We start from the raw sequence: 14,314 nt of genomic DNA, 5'->3' as shown, positions 1-14,314 counted from the left end.
GTCCGCATCGAGTGAATAAGGCGCAAAACGCCCCGCTCTTCGCGAGAGAAAAATGCAATATGGTGGGATTTTTTTTGGAGCGACGGCCCGGTCTGCAGTTTGCAGACCTTCATGCATGCCGATCAGCGTCGATTCTGGCTAAGCGCGCATGCAACAGGCAAGGGAAAAGTCGACAAGAATATTGCGGAGCAATGCCTTAAAACCCCAGGCTGGCCAGCAAATCGTCGACCTGACCTTGGTCCGCAATCACATCCTTGCCTTGAGGGTCGATTTGCGGCCCGTTCAGCAATCCAGTGTCGTCGCGTCGGGCGTCGGGAGGCGAATAGTCGACCAGCAATTGCAGCAGTTGCTGCTCAATGCCATGCGCCACTTCAGTGATCCGTTTGATCACCTGACCAGTCAAATCCTGGAAATCCTGCGCCATCATGATATCGAGCAACTGCTGACGGGTTTGCTGTGCATTGTCCCGTGCTTGCTGCAAATATTGCACGGTCCTGACTGCCAGGTCCGACTGCGCACCGGATGCGCCGGCGGCTTGCCAGGCATCAATCAATGCGCTCGCTCCGCTACCGATATCGTCCTGCAACGGCAAAGCTGCTTCGGTAGCGCCCAATACTTTTTCTGCAGCCTGCTGCGTCATTCGCGCCACATACTCGAGCCGGTCACGCGCGTCGGGCATGTCGTTAACGGCTTTTTCGAGCATGTGGTCGAAACCCAGCCCGCGCAGATTCTCATGCAGATTACGGGTCATCTGGCCAACCCGTATCACCAGATCGGCTTGCGTTGCACCCTTACCAGCGGCGTCCAAACCCTCTGAAGCCGAAGCAGGAGCGATGGTTACCTCTGGCAGCGTTACCATGTCAGCGAGCAGCAGCGGCCGCAGCGAGTTTTTCAAAAATCTTGCCGAGCTTTTCATCCAGCGTTGCCGCAGTGAAAGGCTTGACCACGTAGCCGTTGGCGCCCGCTTGTGCAGCGGCGACGATGTTTTCTTTTTTGGCTTCAGCAGTCACCATCAGTACCGGCAATTTGCATAACGCGGGATCAGCGCGAATATTCTGGAGCATGGTCAAGCCATCCATGACTGGCATGTTCCAGTCAGAAATCACAAAGTCGAACTGATCGGCTCTGAGTTTGGACAAGCCCATCGCGCCATCTTCTGCCTCATCGACGTTGGTATAGCCAAGTTCTTTGAGCAGGTTGCGGACAATGCGTCGCATAGTGGAAAAATCATCAACCACTAAAAATTTAGTATTCGGACCGGCCATAGCGGTTAACTCCAGTGTTCAAATTAGGTGGGACTCAAAAAACCAATTGCGGCGTACACAGCATCAGCTTGGCTACGGCATTCGTGCCGGTTGAGCATTGCTACATTATTTAGTCAATGTACGAGATTTTATCTCATCGGCGCGCCGGAATGGAAACTTGAACACGCCAGAAACGTGAATAATGCGGTCAAAATTAAAAAGAAAAACTTATTTCGCACAAATCACATGTTTAGAAGTAATTATTTAGAATAATCGCCCATTTCCATTCGGACTTATCCTAAACGCGTAAGGCCCGGCCGCCATGCTCGTTCAGATGCGCAATCACCCTGGCCGCCATGTTTTGCAGTGGCACTACTTCATTGGTACCGCCGGCGGCAATGGCCTCTTTGGGCATGCCGAACACCACACAGGAAGCCTCGTCCTGCGCAAAATTGTAGGCACCCGCATTGTGCATACTCAACATACCTTGTGCGCCATCTTTGCCCATCCCGGTCAGAATCACTCCCACCGCGTTCTTACCGGCATGCGCTGCTGCTGACTCGAACAAAACATCGACCGACGGCCGGTGCCGGTTGACTGGCGGCCCCTGATCGAGTTGGGTCATGTAATTGGCACCGCTGCGAACCAGTCTAAGATGCGAATGTCCTGGAGCAATATAGGCATGTCCGGGCAGTATCCGTTCGCCGCCGGCGGATTCGATGACGGAGATCTTGCAAAGATTGTCCAGCCGCTGTGCGAACGATCGGGTAAACCCCTCCGGCATATGCTGCGTGATCAGAATCCCCGGACAATCGGACGGCATCTTTAACAGCACGTCCTTGATCGCTTCGGTACCGCCGGTGGAGGCACCGATGATGATCAGTTTTTCGCTACTGGCGAGCAGGTTGCGCATTTGTGGCAAGGGTCCGTCGCCGGACTTGCTGTCGCTGGCCGACGGCAACTTGCGTGGACGAATACTGGCTTTGGCGGCGGCGCGGATTTTGTCTGCGATCATGTCGGTATAGTCTTTCATACCGCTCTGAATCGACATCTTGGGCTTGGTGACGAAATCGACTGCTCCCAGCTCTAACGCACGCAAGGTAATTTCCGATCCTCGCTCGGTCAGAGAAGACACCATGACTACCGGCATAGGCCGCAAACGCATCAGTTTTTCGAGGAAATCCAGACCGTCCATTCTTGGCATTTCAACATCCAGCGTCAATACGTCCGGATTGGTCTGCTTGATCAGTTCGCGCGCGATGATCGGGTCAGGCGCAACGCCGACCACTTCCATATCAGGCTGGCTACTGATAATTTCTTTCATCAAGCCGCGGATCAATGCGGAGTCATCGACGATCAGTACTTTGATTTTCATTGTGCGTGTTATTTCATTCGTTCTGTGAACAGCAGGCGCTGCTTATTGCTTTGCCTGCTGCCGGGTTTGGTTGTTATTTCTAGCAATACGGTGAATGCCTGCCAGCAATAGCAGGGGACCTTATTTTTTACCGCGCCTGATGCCTGGAAGCCGTAACTTCAGCGACACCAGAAGAATCAACTGACAGGGCCAAATTTCATATCCCGAGGACAGCTTCGCAGTGCCGGATCATCGTACCGCCGCTAAAACAAATCGACCTCGCCACCAACCGGCTTGGTTTGCAGACGGCTGGCGTAATCCTGTTCCCTGTTGACCAGAGTATTGTTGTTCATCTGCTTGAGCTTCTTGACCAGTACCTTGCCGGTTCGCGGGAAAAAATAAACCTTGCGTGGATGGATATCGTTCAGATCTTCCGCAACCACTTTAATCTGCTCCGCCCGCAGAAAACTGCGCACGAATTGGGCGTTGCGTTCCCCGACGTTAATAGCGACGAAACCGCGCAATACATTGCCGCCGCCGAATACTTTGGCCTCCAGATTTTCACGCCGTGCGCCAGCCTTGAGCAAATCATTGATCAGCACTTCCATCGCATAGGTGCCGTAGCGCATCGATGCGGAAACCGGACTATCGGCGTCACCGCCATCGGGCAGCATGAAATGGTTCATGCCGCCGATGCCACTGACACGATCGCGGATGCAAGCCGATACGCAGGAGCCCAGCACCGTGACAATCATCATGTCCTTGTGCGTGAAAAAATATTCGCCAGGTAATATTTTGGCCGCTTCGCAATCGAAGGTACGGTCGTAATAAAAATTGGTCGCAAATTGCTCTTGATTTGCGCTAGTCATTATTTCCCCGTTCGCCGTGACGCTGCATTATTCAATTCGTAGACGGTCTTGCCTTTTAATTTAAAGGCGTCAGAGACATAGAGGAAATTTTCCGAATGTCCGGCAAACAACAAGGCATCTGGCTTCATCAACGGCACAAAACGGGACAGTATTTTCCCCTGGGTCGGCTTGTCGAAATAAATCATCACATTGCGGCAAAAAACCACATCGAACGGGCCACTGAGGGGCCAATCATTACCCAGCAAATTCAGTTGCTTGAAGGTGATCAGTTTGCGCAACTCGGGACGCATACGCACCATGCCCAACTGACCATCCTTGCCTTTCAGAAAAAATTTCTTGAGCCGTTCGGCCGACATTTTTTCAATTCGCTCCAGCGGATACACGCCATTTTCTGCAGTTGCCAGCACGTTCGTATCGATATCCGTCGCCACGATTTGCACCGGCGGCGTCATGCTGCCATAGGCTTCGCACAAGGTCATCGCAATGGAGTAAGGCTCTTCGCCGGTCGATGCGGCAGAACACCAGACGGTCATGCCATCCTTATGCGTTTTGGCGAAATCAGCCAGTACCGGAAAGTGATGCGCCTCACGAAAAAACGATGTCAGATTGGTCGTCAATGCATTGGTGAATGCCTCCCACTCGGAAGATTCGCGCTGTCGCTCCAGACTATCCAGATAGGTTACAAAAGAAGAAACGCCCAGCGCGCGCAAACGACGCGCCAGCCGGCTATAGACCATTTCCTGCTTGCTATCGGCTAGTGCAATCCCCGCCCGGTCATAAATCAGACTACGCACACGCTCAAAATCGCGGGCTGTAAAATCGAATTCCTTACCTGTGTCCGATTTGCCGTGCTGTGTTGACGTCAAGTTGCCATCCCTTACCGATAAGTATTGCAATTTTTAGTATCTATACGACTCGCATGATCGCATCATCCACTAACAAACAACGCTAGGTCAAGCGCCGGGAAGAAAGAGATTTGCCCTGCCGAAATGCCAATTCCAGAGGAGGCGGATACAGTTATATCCGATAGGCTGGGAGCGAATGACTGCCCTGCCATCACCCACGTCTATCGGCTTTTACACCGCGGTCTGATTTACAGTGCGGGAACCGGATCGCTCTGCTATAATCTTGCGTTCGTCGGGGCGTAGCGCAGCCTGGTAGCGTACTTGCATGGGGTGCAAGGGGTCGAGTGTTCGAATCACTCCGTCCCGACCAATAGATTTGAAGAGGAATTTAAAGAGAAATTTAAAGCGCGATTTGAGATTTGAAGATAGCGCTTTGCTGAAAGCCGGAGAAATCCGGCTTTTTCTTTTTTAGCGCCACCTCTTGAATCGGGACGCTGCAGCAGGAAAACGATTAATCCAACTAATCGCGTGCCAACTGCGATTCTCAAACGACAACCGCTCGCTTGATATGCAGGCCAGCCGGCTCACCGCCCGCCACCCACTTCGCTACTCGCTTCACCACTCATTTCCCCAGAAGCAGCAGACTCTCATTCCAATCTGCCTGCCATTCCAGTAAAAAATCATGCGTGGCAAACGCTCTTTTAAGATGCGACATCGGCACGCGGTAGACCTCGTTCAATCCCAGCGCCAAAGTCACCGGATTCCACTCGATTTTGTTCTTTGCTTTTTTGGTCGTCGCTTTGATCCTGGAGCCCTCGTCGCCAAACAGGCCATCGCCGCTGACCAGCGCCTGCTCCATATCCATTTTTAGCAAAGCAGAAAACGCCAGCAATACCTGCTTTTTATTAATGCCCATCTGCGATTCCGTTGCGCCCTCGGTGATGACCGGTTCCGGGTTTAACGCCGATTTTAGCGCCGCTTCAGAGGCGTGCTTAAGCTTGCCGGCAAGCCGCTCCAGATCCTTCTTCATGAAACGCAGCGCATCCAATTCCCGTCGAAATCCCGGCGATTTGAGTTGCGTCACGATCTTGTACGCGTCTTTGGTGGTGGTGATGAGCACATCCGCACTACCGGCGACGATACGCGCGATGTCGCCCTCAAAAAAAATCGGCGCGGCATAACCGCCGTTCGCATCGCCGAACAGCTCCGGGTAATCCGCATCGTAGTCCAGCCAGACGAAGGGAGTAAGGCCCTCTCCGATCAGACTCGCCAGGGTCCACGAGGTCCCGGTTTGCTGCGCCAACCAGTCACAAGCCTGCGCCGTTGTAGCCCGGTAAGGGAGTTCGGTGATAGCCATTTCTTCTTTCAGATATCCGCTTAATCGCTGCGCAGGAGGGTATCGAAAGAGATAGCCGGTGGCAAGCCATTTAGCGCGGTATCAAGGGCACTATCCGCCATCACTATCCGCCATCACTAATCGCGGCAATCGCCTCAACAAGCGAATTCATTGCGATCCACCGCATTGCGAAGACACATAAAAAAAGCCGGACATGCCGCCCGGCCTTTTTATTCCTACTCACTTTTGCCAGAGGCTTTCACCTCAGGCATCCGTTTTAAACCTACCATCAGGCAGCAACCGCTTCCTGTACCTGCTCCGCCGGTGCCGACGTGCGGATCAAATGGTCAAAAGCACTCAAGGCAGACTTCGAACCCTCACCCATAGCGATGATGATCTGCTTGTACGGTACCGTCGTCACATCGCCGGCAGCGAACACACCCGGTACCGAAGTCTGGCCGCGCGCATCGATTTCGATTTCACCACGCGGGCTGAGCGCCACCGTACCTTTGAGCCAGTCGGTATTCGGCAACAAACCGATTTGCACGAAAATCCCTTCCAGCTCGACCGTGTGCGACTTGCCGCTAGGACGATCGGTGTAGACCAAACCATTAACACGCTTGCCGTCGCCGGTCACTTCGGTGCTGAGCGCTTGCGTGATCACGGTCACGTTCGGCAGACTGTGCAACTTGCGCTGCAACACGGCATCGGCACGCAATTGGCTATCGAATTCCACCAGCGTGACATGGGCAACGATACCGGCCAGATCGATCGCTGCTTCGACGCCGGAATTACCGCCGCCGATGACCGCAACGCGCTTGCCTTTGTACAGCGGACCATCGCAGTGCGGGCAATAGGCAACACCGCGATTGCGGTATTCCGTTTCGCCCGGCACATTCATTTCGCGCCAGCGCGCACCGGTCGCCAGAATCACGGTTTTGGCCTTCAGGCTGCCACCATTTGCCAACTGGATTTCGATCAGATCGCCCGGCACCAGTTTGCTGGCGCGTTGCAGGTTCATCACATCGACGTCGTATTCCTTGACGTGCTGTTCCAGCGCGGCAACCAGCTTAGGTCCTTCGGTTTCCTTGACCGAGATGAAATTCTCAATCCCCATAGTGTCGAGCACCTGGCCGCCGAAGCGTTCTGCCAGCACGCCAGTGCGGATGCCTTTGCGTGCGGCATAAATGGCGGCCGAAGCACCGGCCGGGCCACCGCCGACAATCAACACATCAAACACGTCTTTTTTCGACAGTTTGGCCGCGTCACGCGTAGCCGTACCGCTATCGAGCTTGGCCAGAATTTCTTCCAGTCCCATACGACCCTGGCCTAATACCTGACCGTTCAGAAACAGCGTTGGTACCGCCATGATCTGACGCGCATTGACTTCGTCCTGGAACAAAGCGCCGTCAATCATCACGTGCCGGATGCGGGGGTTAATCACTGCCATCAGATTGAGCGCCTGAACGACTTCAGGGCAGTTCTGGCAGCTCAGCGAGATATAGGTTTCAAACAGGTAGTCGCCATCCAACTGACGGATCTGCTCCAGCACTTCGGCATCGGCTTTAGGCGGATGGCCACCGGCCTGCAACAGCGCCAGTATCAGCGAAGTGAATTCATGTCCCATAGGGATACCGGCAAAACGGATACCCATGTCGCTACCGATGCGGTTGATCGCAAAGGAAGGCTTGCGTTGATCGTCGTCGCGGCTTTCAGTCAGCGTAATGAGCGTGGACAGACCCTGAATCTCTTGCAGCAGACTCAGCATTTCCTGCGACTTTTCACCATCATCCAGGGACGCGGTGATCTCGATTGGCAGAGTGACTTTTTCGAGATAGGTTTTTAATTGATTCTTGAGGTTGACATCCAGCATGATTGGCTCGCTTCACAAAAAATTAACATTCAAGGAATCTCTGATTCGTCTGCTGCGCGATGCTCTCTCAGAGCCGCACTTTCTGCCTTGAGCTTGCACCGCTCGCTGCGCTTATTCAGACATCCCTCAGGGATAGGGGGGCGTGGTACCACCGCCGGGTCAGCCTGTGACTTTTTCGGCAACTCAAGCTGATCGGGGAGTGGCGCTGCGTTTAAGGGATAGTGCTGCGCGTCATGCCTTGTGCATGACGCGCGGATCTAACTACTGTTACTAAAACTACAACTACGGTTACTGCATTGCTTGCTGCTTAGATCTTGCCGACCAGATCCAACGATGGAGCCAGTGTTTCTGCACCTGGAGTCCACTTGGCTGGGCAGACTTCACCCGGATGCGAAGCAACATACTGTGCAGCCTGGACTTTACGCAGCAGTTCGCTGGCGTCACGGCCAATACCGTTGTCATGGATTTCGCACAGCTTGATTTCGCCTTCTGGATTGATGACGAAAGTGCCGCGCAGTGCCAGACCTTCTTCTTCGATCATGACGTCAAAATTGCGTGTCAGCAAACCAGTTGGATCAGCAATCATCGGGTAAGTGATTTTGCCGATGGTGTCGGAAGTGTCGTGCCAGGCTTTGTGGGTGAAATGCGTGTCGGTGGAAACGCTATAGACTTCAACGCCGAGCTTCTGGAAAGTAGCGTAGTTGTCAGCCAGATCGCCCAGTTCAGTTGGGCAAACGAAAGTGAAATCGGCTGGGTAAAACACGACGACAGACCATTTGCCCTTCAGGTCAGCATCGGTAACGGTAACGAACTTGCCGTTATGAAAGGCGTTGGCGGTAAATGGCAGAACTTTAGTGTTGATCAAAGACATGGGGACTCTCTCTGTGGTTGGTTAATCGAAGTGCATGAACGAATCATAGCCACAATCCAATCATCCGTAAATTTAATTGATTTAATAAAAGCGATAGCTTTAGTGTATGAGTCGCGCAGGACTGCATTTCCACTTGGTTTCCCTGCTTTTGCAGGAAAACTAAATCTACTCATTCACTGGCGACGATTTGGACGCGATAAGAACATGCTGTTCTACAGTAACACCGAATGACGAAAGGCAACGCCGGAGCGCCGCTTCCACGGGGAGGGGACATTTGATTTTCAGCCGGAGCTTGCCGCAAGGAAATTTCCTGCGGTACACGATAGCCTTGGACAACAAGAATCCGCAGCGATTATTGATATTGCCGGGCAAACTCTTCAAACCCGGCAATGGGTAAAGGACGGCAGAAATAATAGCCCTGATACAAGTGGCAACCAGCCCCTGCAAGGAAATCACGCTGCGCCTTGTTTTCCACCCCTTCGGCGATCACGCCCAGGCCAAGACTCTGCCCCAGCGTCACGATGGTCTTGGCAATGGCAGCATCATTGGGGTCTACCAGCACATCACGCACAAACGACTGATCGATCTTCAACTGATCCAGCGGTAGACGTTTCAGATAGGAAAGCGAAGAGTAACCGGTGCCAAAATCGTCCAGCGAAAACACCACGCCCTGCGCTTTGAGCTCATACATCTTCTGGATGATGTCCTCGACATTGTCCACCAGCAAGCTCTCGGTCAGTTCGACTTTCAGGCGGCTTGGATTCGCACCGTTCTGCGCGAGGATGGCCAATACCTTGGCAACGAAATCCGGTTCTCGAAACTGTTGCGCGCTGACATTGACGGCCAGTGTCATCTCCGCCATGTCGCGTTGATTCGCCCACAGCGCCAACTGGCGACACGCCGTTTTCAGCACCCAATTCCCCAGCGGCAAGATCAAACCGGTTTCTTCCGCCAGCGGAATAAAATCGGCCGGAGATACCAGTCCTCGCTCAGGGTGCTGCCAACGCACCAATGCCTCAGCACCCACAACACGGCCGCCGTCGGCCACCTGCGCCTGATAGTACAAAACAAACTGATTCGCTTCGATGGCCTTGCGCAGACCGGCCTCCAGCTCTGCCCGCGCCAGCACAATCGTTTGCATGGTCGGATCGAAGAAACGCAGGGCGTTGCGACCGGTTTCCTTTGATTTGTACATCGCCAGATCGGACTGCGTCAGGAGGTCGTCAATCGACGTTGCCTGTCCTTTGAACAAGGTCGCGCCAATGCTTGCCGTACTACGGTATTCGACACCGTCCAGAGAATATGGCACACCGAGAATGGACAGAATTCTCTCGCCCACAGCCTTAGTCTGATTGGCCGCCTCGCTCGGAATTCCTTTCAGATTTTCCAGTACCACCACAAACTCATCCCCCCCTATTCGCGCCACCGTATCGTCTTCCTGGACAGCGTTCAGGAGGCGATGCGCCACTTGCTGCAACAGCAGATCGCCCTTGCCATGGCCCAGCGTATCGTTGAGTGTCTTGAAATGATCGAGGTCGATACACAGCAAAGCGCCACCGCTTTCATTGCGAACGCTCAGCGCCATGGCTTGCCGGATGCGGTCTGCCAGCAAAGTCCGGTTGGGCAAACGGGTGAGCGCATCAAAGAAGGCCAGCTCGCGAATCCGCTCTTCGGCCATCTTCCGCTCGCTAATATCATGATGCGTAGCGACATAATGGGTGACGTCGCCGCCGTCCCCTTTCACCGACGAGATGGTGAGCCATTTCGGATACTGCTCGCCATTTTTACGGCGATCCCAGATTTCTCCTTTCCATACGCCAGTGGTGCGGATGGACAGCCACATAGCGTCGTAAAAAGCGGCATCATGCCGGTCGGATTTAAGCAGTTTCGGTGTCTGACCGATGACTTCCTCGGCAGAGTAGCCGGTATCCTCGATGAATCCCCGGTTCACGCGCAGTATCTTGAGCTGCGCATCGGTAATCATGATGCCCTCCTCCGAATCGAAGGCAAATGCGGCAATGCGCAGTTCTTCCTCCACCTGTTTGCGCTCGGTAATATCGCGGCCGCTGGAACGAAAGCCGGTCACAATGCCGTTCGCATCGAGCGTAGGAGCCCAGGACACGGAAAGCCAGATCAGACGCTGGTCCCTATGAACAATCCGCAACTCCAGATCGTCCAGACGAAATCCTTGCAATCCCTTGCTAAATTCCAGCGAGATACGTGACAGGTCTTCCGAATACAACAGGCTGCCGAGCAAATCAGGCATGGCCATGCATTCTTCCACCGAATATCCGGTATAGGCTTTTACCGAAGGATTGATCCAGCGTGGCTTGCCATCGAGCCCCCACCAGATTTCCCAGTTAACAGTGGCATCGGCAATGGCCCGGAACTGCTCTTCGCTGGCGCGTAATTCCTTGGTCATGCCTGCCGCAAATTCGAGGGTTCGATTCCGACTCGACAAAATTAACCAGGCCAACAGCGAAAGCAACACAGTCAGGCTGATGCCGGTAAACGCAATAATGTATTCAGAATTCCGGCCGTAACGACTGCTGAAATCATCCAGCGCGCTCAGGGAAAGCGTCCAGTTATGTCCACCGATCACCAGGTATTCATTGGCCGATAGCGTCGTGGCGGGAGTTTTTCCCTTGGCGGAATTGTAAAAAGGAATGGCGGCAGACGATTCGACACCATCGTAAATAGCAAACACGAGGCCTGGCAATTGATTGCCGTACAAACTGTCCATCACATCTTTGATGCGGAAAGAGAGATACGCCCAACCGAGCAGACTGGCGCGACGCTGATCAATGCTGTCATGCGGCTTGCCGGGGGCAAAAATGGGTTGGTACATGATGAAACTGGGCTTGAATTCTTCGCTCTTATCGGCCGCCAGTCTGACTCGCCCGGAAATAGTGGACATGCCAGAATCGCGCGCATGTTCCATGGCGAGCCGTCGGACAGGATCCGACCAGGGATCGAAACCGACCAGCGCATCGTTGACGCCGCCACTCGGCTCGCGTTGCGTCACAGGGGCATAGTTGTCGCGCACACCATCGGGCTTGACCGCATAGTCCTTGATACCAAGCTGCCGCATACGGTCTACATGGGCGTTTTTTTCCGCAGCAGGAATCCATCTGTTGACGCTGACTGCCTGGATACCGAGATAATTGGATTCCATATTCAGCGCATCAACATATTCGTGGAGAGCCGTTCCCTCCAACTTACCGGTCGCATTCACCAGCCCCTGCACGCCGCGCAGCATGTCCGCATAGGAGGCCATGCGCTGTTCGACACGGGCCACCGTTTCGCGCATGGAAAACTCAAACTGGATGCGTACATCGTCACGAGAAGCTTCCCGCTCGTGTTCCCAGGCGCCCCCCGTAACAATGAGTCCCGCCACCAAAATGCCAGCGGGTGGCAGAAACCGCCTCACCCAGCTCATTTCACCACCAGCATGCCGACCATGGCATTTGCCTGCGCCGAAGAAAAATATTTGCCAAAAATGTGCCGAACGGTGCCGTCAGCACGCATGCCATTGACCAGCTCGCGCCATTTTTTTTGTTCCTCCTCCGACAGCGCGGCCTTCGACATAATCAACCCGTGCGGCACCGCCGGATCATTCAGCTCGATTACCCTCGTCATGCCCCGGATATTTTTTTGTTCCAGTGCAGGGTAATCAAACGGCTCCATGATCATTCCCTGAATCTGGTTCAGCGCCAGCGCCTCATACAGCGGGGCAAGTCCGGTGGACTGACTGACGCGATTTTCCGACTGCAGCCGGTCAACCAGGCGATTGGCAGATTCACTATAGCGAAAACTGCGAATCACGCCGAGCCGGAACCGATTGCTGCGCTCGAACTCAGCCAGCTGCCGCGCATCGGTATCCTTGCGCACTAATAAATAATATTTATTGCTGAAATACCAGGCGAATGCCGCAAAGTGATGACGCTTTTCGTTGGCAATACCGGACAGGCTGAAATCGAGCGCACCGGACTCAATCAATTGCCAGATCCGATCACGCGACATAAGGCTGACGCTAAATTTACAACCGCTGCGACGAATCAGTTCGTCGGCAAAATCTTTGTCGATACCCGCATCTGTCGCGGCCGAATAGAGCAAACCGTGATCGTGCAGGGCGAGCGTAAAGGAACGGGAACAGTCAGGGCTGGCCGCAAATGCGTTAGCAATGCCACACACCATCAATAAGGCACTCGCCATGTAAACTCGGATCACTATGCTGCCCTATCGATAAAAAATGCCTAATTCAATATAGCCTTATTTTAGTTGCACTATAGAAATTTTTCGAGATAATACAAGATACAGATGGAGAATGAAAGAATCTTCACTGAATTTTGCCCGGCGAGGTAAATCCAGGTAAAAGCTGACTCATCCGTAAGCATCCCTTGGGCATTCCTTAAGCATCCTTAAGCATCCTTAAGCATCCCTGTCTTGAAATGACACCTCGCAGCAGCTTTATCAGCAACATCAGCCCCCCTTCAGGGCAAAAAAAATAGCATGTCACCATGCTATTTTTTCATTCCACTCCGGGGGGAGGTTTAGTGATCGTTCTGCAAATAGCTGGCGTGCTTAGGCAGACGCAAACTGACCAGGAACACAATCGCCATCATCGCCGTCACGTACCAATAAAAAGTAGATTCCATCCCGACCGACTTCAAGCCCAGCGCCACATACTCCGCCGAACCGCCGAAAATGGCATTGGCCACGGCGTAAGAAAGTCCGACTCCCAGCGCGCGCACCTCGGTCGGGAACATTTCCGCCTTCACGATGCCGCTGATCGAGGTGTAAAAACTCACGATGAGCAGCGCCAGCACAATCAGCGAGCCGGCAATGAACGGGCTAGTCACTCCTTGCAACGTACTCAGAATCGGCAAGGTCGCCACCGTACCCAGCGCGCCGAACAAGAGCATGTTTTTCCTGCGGCCGATGCGATCCGACAAAGCGCCGAACACCGGCTGCATGCACATGTACAGAAACAGGCAAATGGTCATGACGTTGCTGGCGGTCTTGATCGTCATCCCGGCCGAATTGACCAGATACTTTTGCATGTAGGTGGTGAACGTGTAGAAAATCAGCGAACCGCCGGCGGTGTAACCGAGTACGGTACAAAATGCCGCTTTGTGATGTTTGAACAATTCTGCAATGCTGCCGGCCGCCTTGTTACTGCGCGACTCGGCAGTCGTCGTTTCCTGCAAGGTACGGCGCAACAGCAGTGCCACGACTGCGGTTACCGCGCCCAGCACGAAAGGAATACGCCATCCCCATGCCTTTAGTTCAACATCAGTCAGCAGCTGCTGCAAGATCACCACGGTGAGCACCGCCAGCAACTGGCCGCCGATCAGCGTCACATATTGGAACGAAGAAAAAAATCCGCGCTGTCCGCGCATAGCGACTTCACTCATGTAAGTAGCCGTCGTACCGTATTCGCCACCGACCGACAAACCCTGAAGCAAGCGTGCCAGCAGCAAGAACAGCGGCGCAGCGGCACCAATGCTGGCATAAGTCGGCAAACAGGCGATCACCAGAGAACCGGCGCACATCATGACGACCGAAATCACCATCGAAGTTTTGCGACCATGACGGTCAGCGATACGGCCAAACAACCAGCCGCCGATAGGACGCATCAGGAAACCAGCGGCAAACACCCCAGCGGTATTGAGCAATTGCACAGTCGGATCGGATTTCGGGAAAAACGCTGGCGCAAAGTAAATTGCGCAGAAAGCATAGATATAAAAATCGAACCATTCGACCAGATTGCCTGACGAGGCGGCAACAATAGCGAAGATGCGTTTGCGCTTTTCTTCTGGCGTGTAAGGCTTCAGTGTCTCGGACATAAAGGGAGTCTCTTTCTATAGATGGCATTTCAATGGACGTACTACGTCCGAATAACTGTCGCGCAGTGTCCCA

General features: G+C 53.7%; 11 protein-coding genes and 1 tRNA gene. 1 reads left to right on the top strand and 11 read right to left on the bottom strand.

The genetic code is table 11. The features are described from left to right. Nucleotides 1–196: 196 nt before the first annotated feature. The 5 genes from RGU70_RS08135 to RGU70_RS08115 all read right to left on the bottom strand — a co-directional run bounded on the left by RGU70_RS08135 (nt 197) and on the right by RGU70_RS08115 (nt 4,333). Complete coding sequence (locus tag RGU70_RS08135; RefSeq protein WP_416186557.1) at nt 197–850, bottom strand: protein phosphatase CheZ; 654 nt, start codon at nt 848–850, stop codon at nt 197–199. 10 nt (nt 851–860) lie between these two features. Then, on the bottom strand, nt 861–1,265 hold the full coding sequence (gene cheY / locus RGU70_RS08130) for a chemotaxis response regulator CheY (RefSeq protein WP_322208894.1): 405 nt from the start codon (nt 1,263–1,265) through the stop codon (nt 861–863). A gap of 277 nt (nt 1,266–1,542) precedes the next feature. Further along, nucleotides 1,543–2,619, bottom strand: a complete 1,077-nt coding sequence (locus tag RGU70_RS08125) for a chemotaxis response regulator protein-glutamate methylesterase (protein ID WP_322208893.1) — start codon at nt 2,617–2,619, stop codon at nt 1,543–1,545. 242 nt (nt 2,620–2,861) lie between these two features. Beyond that, on the bottom strand, nt 2,862–3,467 hold the full coding sequence (gene cheD, locus RGU70_RS08120; RefSeq protein ID WP_322208892.1) for a chemoreceptor glutamine deamidase CheD: 606 nt from the start codon (nt 3,465–3,467) through the stop codon (nt 2,862–2,864). Beyond that, nucleotides 3,467–4,333, bottom strand: a complete 867-nt coding sequence (locus RGU70_RS08115) for a CheR family methyltransferase (RefSeq protein ID WP_322208891.1) — start codon at nt 4,331–4,333, stop codon at nt 3,467–3,469. The genes cheD and RGU70_RS08115 overlap by 1 nt, the downstream gene beginning before the upstream one ends. A gap of 272 nt (nt 4,334–4,605) precedes the next feature. Here RGU70_RS08115 and RGU70_RS08110 point away from each other — a divergent pair. Continuing rightward, nucleotides 4,606–4,682: transfer RNA gene (locus tag RGU70_RS08110), tRNA-Pro, on the top strand. A 252-nt stretch (nt 4,683–4,934) separates the two neighbouring features. Here the strand turns inward: RGU70_RS08110 and RGU70_RS08105 are convergent. From RGU70_RS08105 to RGU70_RS08080, 6 genes are all read right to left on the bottom strand, one after another. Next, a complete protein-coding gene (locus tag RGU70_RS08105; RefSeq protein WP_322208890.1) occupies nt 4,935–5,669 on the bottom strand; it encodes a hypothetical protein in 735 nt (244 codons plus the stop codon). A gap of 268 nt (nt 5,670–5,937) precedes the next feature. Further along, entirely contained in the window at nt 5,938–7,521 is a 1,584-nt protein-coding gene (gene ahpF, locus RGU70_RS08100; protein WP_322208889.1) for an alkyl hydroperoxide reductase subunit F, read from the bottom strand. Nucleotides 7,522–7,828: 307 nt separating this feature from the next. Continuing rightward, entirely contained in the window at nt 7,829–8,392 is a 564-nt protein-coding gene (ahpC, locus tag RGU70_RS08095) for an alkyl hydroperoxide reductase subunit C (RefSeq protein WP_322208887.1), read from the bottom strand. Between the two features lie 352 nt (nt 8,393–8,744). After that, nucleotides 8,745–11,831, bottom strand: a complete 3,087-nt coding sequence (locus RGU70_RS08090; RefSeq protein WP_322208886.1) for an EAL domain-containing protein — start codon at nt 11,829–11,831, stop codon at nt 8,745–8,747. After that, a complete protein-coding gene (locus RGU70_RS08085) occupies nt 11,828–12,607 on the bottom strand; it encodes a substrate-binding periplasmic protein (RefSeq protein WP_322208884.1) in 780 nt (259 codons plus the stop codon). Before RGU70_RS08085 ends, RGU70_RS08090 begins: the two co-directional genes overlap by 4 nt. Nucleotides 12,608–12,945: 338 nt before the next feature. Beyond that, nucleotides 12,946–14,241: an MFS family transporter gene (locus tag RGU70_RS08080; protein WP_322208883.1), complete on the bottom strand. Its 1,296-nt coding sequence runs from the start codon at nt 14,239–14,241 to the stop codon at nt 12,946–12,948. Nucleotides 14,242–14,314: the final 73 nt, after the last annotated feature.

Source organism: Herbaspirillum sp. RTI4 (assembly GCF_034313965.1).
Classification (GTDB): Bacteria; Pseudomonadota; Gammaproteobacteria; order Burkholderiales; family Burkholderiaceae_D; genus Herbaspirillum.
The sequence above is the reverse complement of the archived record's forward strand: the minus strand, read 5'-3'. Positions and strand labels throughout refer to the sequence as shown.